Raw genomic sequence first — 15190 nt, 5'->3', positions numbered from 1 at the left:
GGGAATAGGGGATTATCAGGCAGTAATTCAATTTTTGCATCCTCCTCTTTTTCCAATAGAGGATTATCAGGTTCCTATCGGCCTCTTTTTATTAAAAGGTCATGTGCAGATTCCCGGATAAGGGCCTCAAAATCACTTATTCCCAAAACCACTCCCCGAAAAGGAAAAATAAGGGCGTCAAAATCCCTAATTATGAACAGCAGGGAAGCATCCGCACTCATTCTTCCACCCACCCACAAAGTTGCATAACAAATAGGTACTATCAGAATCCCTGCTCACCCACAAAGTTGCATAACAAATAGGTACTATCAGAATCCCTGCTCACCCACAAAGTTGCATAACAAATAGGTACTATCAGAATCCCTGCTCATCCACAAAGTTGCATAACAAATAGGTACTATCAATTCCTCCTGCATGCCGATGTGGAGGTTGACAAACTGAATCTTTATGTCAACCGCAGATGCCTGCTCCTCTGGAAGGATTTTGCAGGCGAAAAGAGAATTAGTAATACGTCGAGTCCAGCTGGGGGGAACTACTATGCGGTTTATGAGAACAATCGGGTGCACGCTGGCTTTGGTGTCCTTGCTCGCGGCACCGCCGGTTGCGGATGCCCAAAGTCTGAGCATCGTCTCCATTACAGTAAACGGAAAACAGGTACCGCTTTCCGATTCCGTACCTTATCTTGATTCTGAGAGCGGCAGGGTAATGGTGCCGATCCGGTTTGTTGCGGAACATATGGGGGCTGCCGTGAACTGGAACGAGTCCGCACAGCAAGCCACCATTGTTCTCAATTCCAGACAGATTACTCTGACCATCGGGCAAAAAACGGCCTATGTAAACTGGCAACCTTATCAATTGGAAACGGCGCCTGTATTGAGGAACGGTCGTACATACGTGCCTGTAAGGTTTGTCGGAGAGGCCTTGGGCGCCAATCTATACTGGCACGAAAACACAAAGACGGTAGAGATTGTGCAAAACAATGGATCCTCTACGCCTGACTACAGTGATCCCTATACCCCTGGCACCCCTTCTGGCGACCAGTCGGATTACGGGGATGACTGGGACACTTTTTCCCACAAATGGGACGAGTATTCGATTCAGTACCCGGAGGATTGGCCAAAGCCGAGAGTTGTGCCCGGGTATGTCAAATGGGAACTGGATGATGACGATGAGGACGCCTATGCGTACATTCGCTTCTCGCGAACCACTCCGGTTTCCAATCCGATTGGAGAGGATGACGCCGATCCGATTGATCTGAATGACGGGACCGATGCCGAATACGAGAAAGACGAATATTCAAACCGGACCGTCTACATGATGCGTGTGGACGAAGGGGATTACGAAGCCACCCTTTATGTCAGCTTGCCGGATGACATGGATGACGATTACGACATTAAGAAAATGTTCCGGAGCTTTGAAGTGGAGGAGGAAGACGGGAACGAGGATCTCGTTGACTATGTGAACACCAAGTACTTCTTCTCCTTGCAGTATCCGGAAGAATGGGATGATGGCGACAATGATGTGGACACCCATTCGAACGGAATTGAGTGGGATCTGTCTCATGCAGATGTGGAATTCTATGCCTATGACGAAGAGGACCTCGATTGGGACGACCTGGAGGACGACTACGCTGACGCCGACGAAGAAGAACTGCGGGACGGCACGGATGCCTATCTCTGGATCGACGATGATGGAAGCTATGTCGACTACGTGTTCTTTTTCCGCAAGAACGACGTGGTGTACAAAGGGGAAGCCCGGGTCCACGAGGATTACCAGGATGAGTACGAGGACGAGATCCTAGATATGTTTAAGAGTGTGGTGGCGGATTGATCACCCACAATGTTGCATAATAAATGTTGCATAATAAAAGAATCATTCACGGAAGGCGACCCTGTCACGAGGGTCGCTTCTTGACGTACGGTCCAGTTTGGAGTATTTATAAATACATTGCTAATATTTCGCATCAGAAATTTTTCTGTTGAAAATTTTTCGGGAGGTGACGCCGGTGATGAAAGAGAAAGCGGCGGAAATCCGCCAGTTGTTTCGGAGAATCAACAAGCTCTTTGAGAAAATCGTGGCCCGCGATCTGGCCGAATTGGGCATAACGGTGCCGCAGATCCTGGTGATGAAGCAGATTTACCATGAACCCCGGACGATCGGGCAGATCAGTGAAGCGGTCCATCTGTCCTACAGCACCGTATCGGGCATCATCGACCGCCTGGAACGGCAGGGACTGGTCGAGCGCCAGCGGGATGAAACGGATCGCCGGGTGATCTGGATCCACAACACCGGCAGGGTGGAACAGATCAGGAGCCAGATTCCCGCACTGCGAGACGAATATTTTGCCGATCTGCTGAAAGGGCTGACGGAAGCGGAAGTCGATACGGTTGTACGGGCGCTGCAGCTGCTGTACAAACACTTGGAGGAGAAAGACGGGGGTACCAAATGAAGCGAAAAATCATTCTGTTGGTCCTATTGGCCGTCATGCTGGGGAGCGGTGCGGGAATCGGTTATTACTACTGGTACCAGGAAGCCCATTACGTAAAGACGGAAGACGCCCGCATCGCCGGCGACATTTACCGGGTGATGCCGCGGATTGCCGGGAAACTGACCCAGTTTGGCATCAAGGAAGGAGATGCCGTGGGGAAAGATCAGATTGTCGGTCAACAGGACATCGGCAATTTGCCGAACAGCATGCTGGAAAACGCTGTGCTTCGCTCGCCGGTGGAGGGCACGGTGATCAAGACCCTGGCGCATGTCGGGGAAGTGGTGTCTCCGGGCCAGACGGTTGCGATGGTGGTGAACAAAAAGAATCTGTACGTGTCTGCCAACATTGAAGAAACCGATCTGCAAAAAGTTCAAACGGGCCAGTACGCGGAGTTTACGGTGGACAGTTTCCCCGGCCATACCTTCAACGGGAAGGTGGCGGAGATAGGGGAAGCGACCGCTTCCACTTTTGCACTGCTGCCCGCGATGAATACCAGCGGCAACTTTACGAAGGTCACCCAGCGGGTGCCGATCAAAATTGCGATTGAGAATCCGCAAGGGGTGCGGCTGTCTCCGGGCATGAGCGCCGTCGTCAAGATCCATTTGAAAGCAAGGTAGAAGGAGGGGGCTGCAATGACCGCTGCATCGAAATCCCCGACGGGGGACAGAAGCACGACCGGTGGGGGCAACTCCTCCCATGGGGGCAACCCCGCCAACGGGGGAAATCAGTGGCTGGCTTTGCTGGCGGTGATTGCCGGAGCGTTTGTGGCAATCCTCAATAACAGTCTGATCAACGTCGCCTTGCCCAAACTTATGGCCGTCTTCGGGTCCACAACCGACACGATCCAGTGGGTGCTTACCGGGTATATGCTGGCTTCGGGGGTCATTATTCCTCTGAGCGGCTATGTGGGAGACCGCTTTGGATACAAAACATCGCTGGTCCTGTCCCTGACAGCCTTCGTTCTCGGATCCTTGCTCTGCAGTCTCGCCTGGAACGATTCGAGCCTGATTGCCTTTCGCATTGTTCAGGGTCTGGGGGGCGGTATCATCATGCCGCTGAGCATGGCCATCATCTACAAAGTGATGCCGCCGAAGCAAATCGGTCTGGCGCTTGGCCTTTGGGGAATCGCGGCAATGGTGGCCCCTGCGGTAGGTCCTACCTTAAGCGGGTATTTGGTGGAATATTTCAGTTGGCGGATTCTGTTCGCATTGAATGTGCCTGTCGGCATCCTGTCCATTATGCTGGTGCTGGCGCTGCTTAAGGAAACGGACACACGGGAGAATCTCCATTTCGACAGGTGGGGGTTCCTTCTCTTTACGATTGCCGCAGGCTCACTGCTGCTGGCACTCAGCCAGGGGCAAAAAGAGGGATGGTCTTCCCTCTACATCGTAACCCTGTTCTTTGTGTCGTTCTTCAGTTTTGTCTTTCTCATATGGCTGGAAACCGGCAAGAAAAATCCTTTGCTGGACCTCAGTCTGTTTGGCAACCTGCGGTTCACGATCAGCACTCTTTCTTCCAGTCTCGTGATGATCGGGATGTTTGGCGGAATCTTTCTTACCCCCTTGTACCTTCAGAACATCCAGGGGCTGTCTGCCGTGCAGACCGGGTTGATTCTGATGCCGCAGGCGATAGCGATGGGTATCATGATGCCGATTGCCGGCCGGTTGTTCGACCGGTATGGAGTCCTTCCACTGGGTTTGACAGGGTTGACGATTGTCGGCATTACCACTTATGAACTGCATAATTTGACAGTGGACACCCCGAATCGCTGGCTGGACATGGTTCTTACCATCCGCGGAATCGGAATCGGTTTGTGCATGATGCCGTTGACGACCGCAGGCATGAACGCCGTTGAAAAGCATCGGATCGGCCAGGCATCGGGTCTGGGGAACGTGGTGCGTCAGATTGCGGGCTCTTTCGGGATAGCCGTGTTGACCGCCATCATGCAGCAGAGGCAGACTTTCCACAGCGCCCGAATCAATGAAGATGTCAGCCTTGCATCGGATGCGGCCCTACAGGCACAGGCGATGCTGACCGTTCATTTTACTCAGTCGGGGCTTGATATGGCCTCGGCGAAAGCGTCCGCCATGGCGGTGCTGAGCGGCATGATCCAGAAAGAAGCAGCGGTTCGCGCCATAGCAGACACTTTCATGCTGTCGGCCATTCCATTTTTCCTGGCGATTCCCATGTTATATTTCTTGAGGGTTACTTCTCCACGATTCGGATCTTCGAATCCTCTTTCAACAAAGTATGACCGCGGACGATGATTTTGTCGCCCGGTTTGATGTCGCCGGAGATCAGGGAATCGGTGCTGGTTTGTTCTTCTACCTTGATTTCCCGTTTGACCGCCTTGTCTCCGTCAGCCACGTAGACGTATGTTTTGCCGTCAATCGTCAGGATGGCGTCGGTCGGCACCTTCATGCCTTTTTTCTGGTTGTCGCTGATGCTGCGGCTGATGGTCAGCTTGGCGACCATGCCCGGCTTGATCTTGGCATCGGCGTTGTCAATCACAACCACCACCGGATAGCCTTTGGACGGGGTGTTATTCAACGGGCTGACCGAATCCACTTTGCCGGTTGTTTTCAGACCCATCGAGTCAAACTCGATCTCCACCGTGCTGCCTTGCTGGAAGTAGGGTAGGGAAGACTCGGGGATTTCCAGCTTCACTTTCATGCGGCTCATGTCTACCAGAGTGACGAGCGGAGCCGACGGGCTTGCCATCTGCCCCACTTCCGTGCTGATGGCCGCAACCGTCCCCGCTTGCGGGGCCCGGATGGTGGCGTTGGCCAGATTGTTTGCGGCAATGTCATACCCGACCTGCGCCTGATTCACCGCCTGTTCCGCCACCTTTACCGCTTCCGACCGGGCGCTGCTTTGCTGGGCGGCGACGGCGTTGTTATACGCTGCTTCCGCGTTCACAAGTGCCGTCTTCGCCTGATCAAACTGCTGCCTGGAAATAGCCCCAGCCTTAAACAGGTTCTCCATGCGGGCAAAGTTGGCCTTCGCATCTTCCAGTGCCTGCCTGGCCTGCACCAGACCATTTTCTGCCTGTACGGCCCCCGTTTCCTGGGAGGCGCGGACCTGGGCCAGGTTGGCCTTGGCGGAATTCAGGGACGCTTCCGCTTGCCGCAGGGCGTTCCGCAGGTCTGTTTCTTCCAACTGCAGCAGCACATCGTTTGCCTGCACCTGGCTGCCTACGGCAACCGGGATGGAAACCACCTTGCCGCCGGTCTTCGACGACAGTTGGATGACGGCGTTGGCTTCGGCTGTACCTGTCATAGTTATCGTTTGTTCAATATTTCCTTCCGCGACGGTCTGGACAACGACGGGAACCGATTTGTCCTGGGCGTCTGTCGCTTTCGACTTGCTGGAGCAGCCGGCAATCAAAGGCTGGCTGACCAGCAGTCCCAGGGCCAGCGTCAGGGCAGGCCACCGTTTCCACGACGACAGACTGTTCCGCCCAGCGGAGTGATTTCCGTCGATAGGATGATTCGCGTTCATGCAGTTCCCTTCGTTCATAGGGCTCTCCCCTCCAATGCGGCTGAATGGGCGGCGGCTTTGGCGGCACGCTGCGCTTTCCGCGCCATCTTTCGTTCTTTTCGTTTCTGAATCCAATCATCGAGCACCGTGTACACCACCGGTACCAGCACCAGGGTGATCAGGGTGGAGAAGGTCAAGCCGAACACCACCACCACAGCCATCGGTGCCGAACCTTCGGTTCCCTCGCCGCCGCCAAACGCCATCGGAATGATGGCGAGGACGGTGGTCAGAGTCGTCATCAGAATCGGACGAAGCCGGACAGGGCCTGCTTTCAGGATGGCTTCATTGCGTTCCATGCCTTGTCGGCGCAGGGTATTCACGTAGTCGATCAGGACGATGGCGTTGTTGACCACGATCCCCACCAGCAAAATCGCCCCGATCAAGGCCGGAACACTAAGCGGGTATCCGGTTACCAGGAGTCCGAAGACAACCCCGATAAAAGTGGGCGGTACCGAAAACATGATGACAAAAGGATGGAACAGCGACTCAAACTGGCTTGCCATAACCATGTACACAAGCACAATGGACAGGATGATGGCAAGACCGAGGCTGCCGAATGCATCGGCCATCTCTTTGGTCTGGCCGCCGATTTCGATAAAGTACCCGTCGGGCAGATTGAGACCGGCCAAACGCGCTTCGATGTCACGGCTGACGGAGTTCAGGTCACGGCCTGAAATGTCCCCGGTAATGCTGACTTCACGGGTCTGGTTGACCCGGTTGATCTTCTCCGGTACGTCTGTTTTTTCAATCTTGGCGAGTAGGGATACCGGCACCTGGCTGCCTGTTGGGGACGTGACCAGCAGTTGGCTCAGGTTCGATTTTTCCTGCTGCAGGTCTTTCGGGTACATCACTTTGATGTCAAACTCGTCGTCCCCTGTTCGGAAGCGGGTGACCACCTGCCCGTCAAAAGCGGTGCGGATGGCCGAGATGACCTGCCCGGTGCCGATTCCGTACTTGGCTGCCAGTTGTTTATCAATGAAGATCTGGTATTCCTGCTGCTTGTCCTGCAGGGAGGTCTTAAGGTTACGGGTTCCCTCCACCTGTTTGACTTCTGAAAGGACGATTTCACTGATATCTTTCAGCACTTTCTCATCATCGCCGCGAATGCTGATCTCCAGGGGAGCCTGCATCGGTCCGCCGGCGTTGTTGGCCAGCTTGACAGTCAGTTTGGCACCCGGAATGTCGGCAACCTTCTTGCGGATTTCCTCCACCACATCATTTGTGGAGCGATCCCGCCGGTCTTTGGGCTGAAGCTTTACCTGAACGGACGCGATGTTGGTCGTGATCTGCTGGGAGATGTTGGGCCCGGTGGTGCTGCCGATCGTTGTGAAGATGGCTGACCGCTCCGGGATCTCTTTGACGATCTGCTCGATTCGCTGGGCCATCTTTTCCGTTTCTTCCAGTTTTGTTCCATTGGGCATTTCAATGTCGACACTGAACTCGCCCTGGTCCATTGCCGGAATAAATTCGGCTCCCACCAGCGGGGAGACCGCCACCGATCCGCCAAGCAGCAGAACCGTTGACAGAATTACCGTCTTTCTGTGACCAAGCGCCCAGCGAATCAGGCGGCCATAGCCTTTGGACACCCGGTTGAAAAATTTGGCGAACAGCACAAACGGATTCCTGGATTCAGACTCCAGCAGCTTCCGCTCGTCTTCTCCGGTGGGGACCCGCTTCAGCAATTTCGATGCCATCATCGGCACCAGGGTAATGGCTGCAAAAAGGGCGGCGATATGGGAGTACACAACGGTCATGGCCAGCGGGCCAAACAGTTGGGAAGCGAGACCTTCCACAAAAACAATCGGCACGAACACGGCAATCTGCGCCAGGGCAGAGGCCATGACGGCCGTGCCCACTTCTTTTGTCCCGATGATGGAGGCAAGCTTCAAGTCTTTGCCTTCCTGCCGGTGACGATAAATGCTCTCCATAACCACCACGGCGAAGTCGACCAGCGATCCCAGCCCCAGGGTCAGACCGCCCAGGGTCAGCAGGTTGATGGTTTCACCGGTGAAATACATCAAACTGAAGGTGGCAATCACAGAAATCGGAATGACGATGGCAATCACAAGTGTGGAACGGTAGCTGTTCAGGAACAGCAGCAGGATGAAGACAGCCAGCAGCCCGCCGATTACCGCGTGCTTCGCCACATTGTTGATGGATTGCTTCACAAACTTGGAAGTGTCAAGGATCGTGTTCAGCTCCACGTTCTTGGGAAGCTGTTTCTTGATGTCGTCCAGTTCCTTGAAGACAGCATCCGCCACCTGCACGGAGTTGGAACCGGTTGCCTTGTTGATGGCGATTCCGATACTGGGCTGCTCATTGACAAAGGTCTTCTGATTCACGTCTTTGAAACTGTCCCTGACAGTGGCCAGTTCCTTCAGGGGGACGGTGCCTCCGGCCGGCAGGCGAACGGGGGTTTCCCCGATCTGGTTGACCGTTTCATACTCGCCGTTGATCTGAATCCGGATCAGCTGGCTTCCTTCATAGATCAAGCCGCCGGAGCCCGAGATATTCTCGCCTCTCAATGCCTGCTGCACCTGATCGACTGTCAGGCTGTAGGCGTTCAGTTTGTTGGGATCAAGGACCACTTGGATCTCCCGGTCTTTTCCACCTGTTACCGAAACAGCCGCCACCCCTTCCACCCGTTCCAGCCGGGGTTTGATGATGGTATCGGCCAGATTTTTCAATTTGACTACGTCTTGTTCGCCCGACAGGGACATGGTAAGCACCGGCATGGCGTTCGGATCCAGCTTGATCACGCGCGGGGAGTTGCTGTCCTCCGGCAGACGCCCTTCGATCAGGTCGACTTTCTCCCGCATATCAAGGGCTGCCTGGTCCATGTCGGTTCCCCAGTCAAACTGCACAATCACCTGGGACGCTTCGCCGATGGAGACGGAGCGGATTTCCTTCACGTTGCTGACCGTTCCGATCACTTCTTCAATCGGCTTGGTTACCAGTTTCTCCACTTCCGTGGGGGTGGCTCCCGGATAACTTGTGGCAACGACGGCCACCGGCAGGTTCAGCTCAGGGTAGAGATCGACACTCAGCTTCGGTAGAGACACCACGCCAAAAATCACGATCGCAATGATCAGCATCGCGATCGACACAGGTTTTCGAACGGAAAACTCCGCCAGTTTCATCTGTTGCTGCGCTCCTTTCCGTCTGTTCCCGTGACTGTGCCAGGGGAGGTTTTCCTCACGCTCAGGGCCATTTTTTCGTAGATGCGGATCAGTTGATCCAGTTCCGTTTCGTCCAGCAGCGACAGGTATTTCACCAGGATTTCCCGGCGGGTCTGCTCCGCCTTGTCAAGTGCGTCCAATCCCGCCTGGGTCGGTTTGATGTAGACGACCCGGCGATCCTCTTCAATCCGGTATCTTTCGACCAGTCCGTTTTTCTCCATGCGGTCGATCAGCGACGTCATGGCGCTTGGCTTGACATTCAGGACTTCTGCCAGGTGAGTGGGCATCAGATACCTTTCTTCCTTTAAAATTTTCAGCACCAAAAACTGGGTCGGCGGCAATTCCGGCAAATCCGAAAGTTCCGCGCCCATCTTCCTGATGGTTTTCAAGCAGGCGTCTTCAAACCTGCGCAGGTATTCATCCATTCGCTTGTGATGCATGTGTCACCCTCCGAATAAACCGCCGGCTATTTCATCACCTAAATATTTCACGTGGTTAAATATAATACATATGAAATACCCTGGCAATAGAAAAAATAGGATTCCTCCAATAGAGAAACGGACCTCTCACAAGGAAAGGCCCGTTCTCGAAAAACCGCTTCTTAATTCCGGTTCTCCAAATATTCAGCGCACCAACCGCGCAAATATTCTTCCAGTTTGTCCTTCATCTCTTCCCGTTCCAGGGCGAATTCGATGTTGGCTTTCAGATATCCCAGCTTGTCGCCGATGTCGTACCGCCTGCCTTCAATCTCACAGGCAAAGACGCTGTGGTTCTTGCAGAGGGCGTCAATCGCGTCGGTCAACTGGATTTCGCCGCCAACGCCCGGTTCGGTCGCTTCCAGATAGGCAAACACTTCCGGCGCGAGAATGTAGCGACCCATAATGGCCAGTTGGGACGGTGGATTGGACGGCGGCTTTTCCACCACATGGTGAACCCGGTATTCCCGATCTCCCAGCCGTTCCGGGTGAATCATCCCGTACCGGTTGGTTTCGTGTAGAGGTACCTGTTGGACTCCCAGCACGCTGCCGCCGTTCCGTTCGTAGATGTCGATCAGTTGGCGGAGGCCCGGTTTGCGGCTGTTGACGATATCGTCCCCGAGCAGTACGGCAAAGGGTTCGCTGCCGATGAAGTTCTTGGCGCACAGAACCGCATGGCCGAGGCCCAGGGCTTCTTTTTGCCGTATGTAGTGGATATTGGCCATGTTGGAAATGCGGCGGGTCTCCGCAAGAAGCTGCTGCTGCTCTTTGCTCTCCAGCATCAGTTCCAGCTCTACGGACCGGTCAAAATGGTCCTCAATCGCCCGTTTGTTGCGGCCGGTGATGATCAGGATATCTTCGATCCCCGATGCGACAGCTTCTTCAATAATATATTGGATGGTCGGTTTGTCCACAATGGGCAGCATTTCCTTCGGCTGCGCTTTTGTGGCCGGCAGGAACCGCGTGCCGAGTCCGGCTGCCGGAATTACCGCTTTGCGTATGGTCATGGCTGCGCTCCTTTTTTACCAAAAATGATTTCAACCTAATTCTACATAAAGTAACCCAATCCTGCACGGGGAAAATTGCGACTTGGAAAATTGTGACTTTTGACTCATGTCTCATTGGGGGCTGCAGAGTATAGTTTACTATACAGGCGGACACCGCCTCCCTTTAAGGCAGGGTAACGGGTGATAAAAATGCTTGATTTAAAGGGGAGACATGGATGAAAAAGGTAGTTGCGTGGATCATGACAATGTTGTTGGCGCTGGCGGCCCCGCTGCTTGGCGGCACGGCTGCAGCCAAGGCAAACGGTTCGGGTTCGTCGAACACCACGGGGTCTGCCAGCAACGTTTCCGGCAGCGCGGATACGGGCAGCCAAGAAGACATTGACGATGATGAGGATGAAGAAGACGAAGAAGAGGATAAAGACGATGAGGACGACGAAGACGAGGATGAAGATGAGGAAGAAGACGAGGATGAGGATGGCGAGGGGAAAGGCAAGGGAAAGAAGCGCGGGCTTGAACGTGCGATTGAAAGCCTGACTAAGAATTTGGAAGACGGCAAGGGCACACCGAGTGACGCGGCCTTGAAGGCTGTGATCGAGAAGCTGCAGGCCAAGCTGCAAACCAAACTGCAGGAAAGCGATTCCTCCGAAGGGGAGGAAGATGCGGAGGAAGCGCTGGAGGAAGCCCTCGAGGATGTGCTGGACGAGCTTGAAGAAGAAGAGATCGAGGACGTCGAGGAAGAGTTGGAAGCGGATGTGGAGGACGGCACCGCCACCGAAGAAGATGTGGAAGTGCTCGTGACCATCAAGATCAAGGGCAAGAAGGCTGAGGAAGCCCAGGCTGATCTGGAAAAAGCGCTTTCCAAAAAACCGGATTCCGACAAGCTTTACGAACTGCTGAGCAAGGTCTTCAAAGAGCAAGGCGATACCCAGGAAGTGAAAGTGTACGTCAATGGGAAAAAGCCGGTTATGGATGTGAAGCCTGTCATCAAGGAAGGACGCACCCTTGTGCCGGTCCGGGCGATTACGGAAGCCTTAGGTGCGAACGTGGAATATGACGAAGCCACACAGACCGTGATCATCGAGAAAGACGGCAAGAAGATCGAACTGCCACTGGGCAGCACCACCATCAAGGTCAATGGGGAAGAGAAGACGATTGATAAAGCGGCAGAACTCACCAATGGACGCACCCTGGTGCCCGTTCGTTTCATCTCTGAGTACCTGGGACACAAGGTGGAGTTCGACGAGACGGCAAGCATCGTGATCGTGAAGTAAAGGAGCATAATAAAACGGAAAAGAGGGCCTTTTCGGGCCCTCTAGCTTTTGTAACCGTTTTAAAAAATTCACCTTTATAATGAACAGACAAAGAACTTTAGTTACATTCGCCACCGTGGTAATATTTTGTCAGGGAACTTCAATCGGTTGGTCTGAAAATTCAACAATCTCAAAATGAAGTTGCAGGTTGTTATATAGGTACTTGACTAAATGCTATACTGTAATTATGGAATTTTGTTGTCTAGGCTGGTATAGAAATGAGGAATATAAATGCTTAAGTCTTTTTCGGTAAAAAGGTTTCGGAACTTGAATTTAGACAATTTAGAGTTTAACAAAGTAAACCTGTTAATTGGTCCAAACAATTCAGGTAAGACGAACCTTATTGAAGCAATTCGGTTTTTTTCCAATCTCATCCTTCATGAGAAACGAGACAGTGCCTTTCATGATGAGTTGGCCCAGCATGGTTGGGACGAGCTTTTAGATCGAAGATTTGAGAAACCGGGAATTATTGAGATGAAATGGGTAATAGATACCGACCCCAAATATCCAGAGTTAACTTACGAACTAAACTTCCGAGTGGGAACAGCTGATCAAATTCCTAGAGGGTTTTATATTACGGGTGAAACTCTTCGGTATGAAAAGCCCGCAAAAAATCAATCGCGGCCCTTCAACTTTATAGAATGTCATAAACAGATTCCTGGGCAGGGTAAATTTTCGGTACGCCAACGTTCTGTGGAACATGGTCTTAAAAATGTGTCACTCACATCACTGGATGTCAACGCAAATGATACTGTTTTCAATCAACTAAGTAACTTACTGGACTCTGAAACATTTCGAATGGAATTCTATCCAAACTTTAAACAGACAGTGAATACTGTACAGGAGTTTTTTAAAAAATTTTTCGCGTATTCCAGCACGGAATTTGATCTTAAGATTATTAGAGAACCCGCTAAGATCGAGGCTGGTTCAAAATACCTGAAACCTGATGGAAGTAATTTTGTAAATGTACTCAATTATTTAGATGAGCAATATGACTTCTTGGATGCATATACTCAATATCTTCGTGAATTGATACACGATCTGGATTCCGTAAAAATTATTTCAGTCGGAGATACAAGACGAGCGTTGCAGTTGAAGATCAAGGGGCAGATATTTAAGCTTCATGAACTTTCTGACGGTACGATAAAAGCAATGCTTTTAACTTTATTAATGTGGACGCCTGAAAAGATGACAATTCTTGCTTTAGATGAACCTGAACTAAACTTACACCCTGCATGGTTAAAGGTAATATCCACTTGGGTAGAACGTACCGACTCAATGGAACAACTTTTTATTAGTTCGCACTCACCGGACTTTTTGGATGGGTATACAGAGTTGTTCCTTAAACAAAAAGTGGACCTCCTAGTTTTTGATCTAAAAGAAGAGCCAACTGTGAAGGTTGTAAAACCTGACAATCTTAAAGACCTTTTGGAGAGAGGATGGGAAATTGGAGACTTATATCGGGTTGGCGAGCCTGCACTAGGGGGGTGGCCTTGGTGACAAAGGTAGGCTATTTTTGCACCGCAGGTCATACCGAGCTTGGTGGACTAAATGCTTTTCTAACTAAAATAAACCCACGATTGAAGTGGGTGCGGTGCTTTCCAACAAAGATTAAAGAAGCACCAAAGCTAAACCGAAACTACCCTGAGTTTCCGGCTGAGCAAGAAGGAAGAACTGGAAATAAGCTAGTTAATGAAATGGTTAAACGAATTAGGGCTTTTGCAGTTCACAGACAATTTGACCTTTTGCTATTAATTGATGACCTGGATTGTCGTTTTAATGGTTCAGAACTGACTAGAGAGAATAATTTCGATTCAATACAACAAAGAGTTAACGAAGCTGCTGGTGAAGTGGTGAGTTTTGAAGTTTTATATGCTTCACCTGAGGTTACGGTCTATCACAGATTAAAAGCTCTTTAACTTACTAAATAACAGCGTCCTTAAAGTACACTCACACTGCTGAGAGTTTCTCAACAGTCTGAGCGGATTTTCAATCCGCTATTTCACGTTTTTGATTTGTTTAATCTAAAATAACAGATTTTGAGTCTCTAATTTGGTACCCAAAGTCTTATTTCAGTAAGAAAAATCATGAATAGTTACTTCAAAATCCGTTATTTATGTCTCTGACCTCAAAAATCAAAAATAGTAGATCCAAAATCCGCTATGGCCTATTGGGCCCTTTTTTTATGACGATATTGGTGTGCGAGTGCCTGCAATTATCCATAATTTGGAAAAGGAGAGGAAACTTACCTGTCGTGGTACCGCTTCAACTTTGCAAGCAAGTCTTCCGCCGACAAGCCTGCCTGTCCTGCGTTCACACGGGCGACGAGGGTGTCATCCCTGTCATTGATTCCTTCCTGCAAATAGAGAAAGAAGAGGTCAATCCCCAACTCTTTCCCCACTTCCAACACCGTATCGTTATACTGGCCGTAGGGGAATGCCAGCAGATTGGGCTGGTCGCCCAACTCTTCGTCCAACCTTTTCTCGGCCAGCGCCAGGTCTTGCCGGATGCGAGCCTTGTATTCCTCGTGAGTCTCAGGGCGATTTTTATCAACAAGAAACAACGGGTTGGCCAGCATCGCCCTGGGGTTGCCGCCTGCGTTCGTATTCTCATGACGATGCTGATCATAGGTATGGTTGTAGAAGCTCATCCCGTTTTGCTTCATTTCCCGCATTTGGTCCCAGGTCAGATGGGGCAAGGCTTTGGGGTTTAAAACGTCTGTCGATTTGACGACAATAAAATTGGTTGCCGGATAGCCCATTTTTTTCAAGGCTGGATAGGCATATCTATAGAAACTTTCATACCCGTCGTCAAAAGTGATTACCACTGCGTTTGGCGGGAGGCTTGCGCCTTTGGTTACATACTGCCGATAGTCTTCCATGCTAACGACGTTATAGTTGTGTTTCTTAAGAGCTTCCAGGTGGGTGACAAACCTGTCCGGAGAGATGGTGAAATCCAATTCTGCCGGATCGATGTGGTGATAGGTGAGAACCAGGACCTTGTCCTCATAATAGATAGGGATTGGCAGCTGTTCCGAAGCGCCCGCCGGACTGTCCCCGGAAAAGACCGATTGACAACCGACCATTAGTAGCCCCAGACAGAGCATGGTTAGCATTAATAGTACCCGTGGCATTACTGTTCTCCCATACTTGTAAGATTGATAGTTACATAATACCACGGATACTTGTAA

General features: G+C 51.5%; 12 protein-coding genes. 7 read left to right on the top strand and 5 right to left on the bottom strand.

Annotated features, from left to right (window positions below):
• The first annotated feature begins 537 nt into the window (after nucleotides 1-537).
• The 4 genes from EFBL_RS19815 (at nucleotide 538) to EFBL_RS19800 (ending at nucleotide 4755) form a co-directional block, all read left to right on the top strand.
• Nucleotides 538-1830 carry a copper amine oxidase N-terminal domain-containing protein gene (locus EFBL_RS19815; RefSeq protein ID WP_165912605.1) on the top strand — a complete coding sequence of 431 codons (1293 nt, stop codon included), beginning with the start codon at nucleotides 538-540 and terminating at the stop codon, nucleotides 1828-1830.
• Nucleotides 1831-2008: 178 nt separating this feature from the next.
• The gene (locus EFBL_RS19810; RefSeq protein ID WP_096184519.1) at nucleotides 2009-2449 is read left to right on the top strand and encodes a MarR family winged helix-turn-helix transcriptional regulator; all 441 of its coding nucleotides are present in this window, start codon (nucleotides 2009-2011) and stop codon (nucleotides 2447-2449) included.
• Nucleotides 2446-3105, top strand: coding sequence for an HlyD family secretion protein (locus EFBL_RS19805; RefSeq protein WP_096184424.1), 660 nt, complete (start codon nucleotides 2446-2448; stop codon nucleotides 3103-3105). Before EFBL_RS19810 ends, EFBL_RS19805 begins: the two co-directional genes overlap by 4 nt.
• A 15-nt stretch (nucleotides 3106-3120) precedes the next feature.
• Nucleotides 3121-4755, top strand: coding sequence for a DHA2 family efflux MFS transporter permease subunit (locus tag EFBL_RS19800; protein WP_096184422.1), 1635 nt, complete (start codon nucleotides 3121-3123; stop codon nucleotides 4753-4755).
• On the opposite strand, the gene EFBL_RS19795 is transcribed toward EFBL_RS19800, so the two are convergent.
• The 4 genes from EFBL_RS19795 to galU form a co-directional block, all read right to left on the bottom strand.
• Nucleotides 4694-6007, bottom strand: a complete 1314-nt coding sequence (locus EFBL_RS19795; RefSeq protein ID WP_096184419.1) for an efflux RND transporter periplasmic adaptor subunit — start codon at nucleotides 6005-6007, stop codon at nucleotides 4694-4696. The genes EFBL_RS19800 and EFBL_RS19795 overlap by 62 nt on opposite strands.
• Nucleotides 6004-9168 carry an efflux RND transporter permease subunit gene (locus EFBL_RS19790; RefSeq protein ID WP_096184417.1) on the bottom strand — a complete coding sequence of 1055 codons (3165 nt, stop codon included), beginning with the start codon at nucleotides 9166-9168 and terminating at the stop codon, nucleotides 6004-6006. Before EFBL_RS19790 ends, EFBL_RS19795 begins: the two co-directional genes overlap by 4 nt.
• Entirely contained in the window at nucleotides 9165-9647 is a 483-nt protein-coding gene (locus EFBL_RS19785) for a MarR family winged helix-turn-helix transcriptional regulator (protein ID WP_096184415.1), read from the bottom strand. The genes EFBL_RS19790 and EFBL_RS19785 overlap by 4 nt, the downstream gene beginning before the upstream one ends.
• 161 nt (nucleotides 9648-9808) lie before the next feature.
• Complete coding sequence (gene galU, locus EFBL_RS19780; protein ID WP_096184413.1) at nucleotides 9809-10690, bottom strand: UTP--glucose-1-phosphate uridylyltransferase GalU; 882 nt, start codon at nucleotides 10688-10690, stop codon at nucleotides 9809-9811.
• A gap of 215 nt (nucleotides 10691-10905) precedes the next feature.
• Here galU and EFBL_RS19775 point away from each other — a divergent pair, with 215 nt between their 5' ends.
• The 3 genes from EFBL_RS19775 (at nucleotide 10906) to EFBL_RS19765 (ending at nucleotide 13919) form a co-directional block, all read left to right on the top strand.
• Entirely contained in the window at nucleotides 10906-11961 is a 1056-nt protein-coding gene (locus EFBL_RS19775; protein WP_096184411.1) for a copper amine oxidase N-terminal domain-containing protein, read from the top strand.
• Between the two features lie 270 nt (nucleotides 11962-12231).
• On the top strand, nucleotides 12232-13500 hold the full coding sequence (locus EFBL_RS19770; RefSeq protein WP_096184409.1) for an AAA family ATPase: 1269 nt from the start codon (nucleotides 12232-12234) through the stop codon (nucleotides 13498-13500).
• Nucleotides 13497-13919 (top strand): hypothetical protein, encoded by a 423-nt coding sequence (locus EFBL_RS19765; RefSeq protein ID WP_096184407.1) that lies wholly within the window; start codon nucleotides 13497-13499, stop codon nucleotides 13917-13919. The genes EFBL_RS19770 and EFBL_RS19765 overlap by 4 nt, the downstream gene beginning before the upstream one ends.
• 326 nt (nucleotides 13920-14245) lie before the next feature.
• Here EFBL_RS19765 and EFBL_RS19760 read toward each other — a convergent pair whose 3' ends face one another.
• A complete protein-coding gene (locus EFBL_RS19760) occupies nucleotides 14246-15133 on the bottom strand; it encodes a polysaccharide deacetylase family protein (protein WP_165912606.1) in 888 nt (295 codons plus the stop codon).
• Nucleotides 15134-15190 lie beyond the last annotated feature (57 nt).

Source organism: Effusibacillus lacus (genome assembly GCF_002335525.1).
GTDB classification, from domain to species: Bacteria; Bacillota; Bacilli; order Tumebacillales; family Effusibacillaceae; genus Effusibacillus; species Effusibacillus lacus.
The sequence above is the reverse complement of the archived record's forward strand: the minus strand, read 5'-3'. Positions and strand labels throughout refer to the sequence as shown.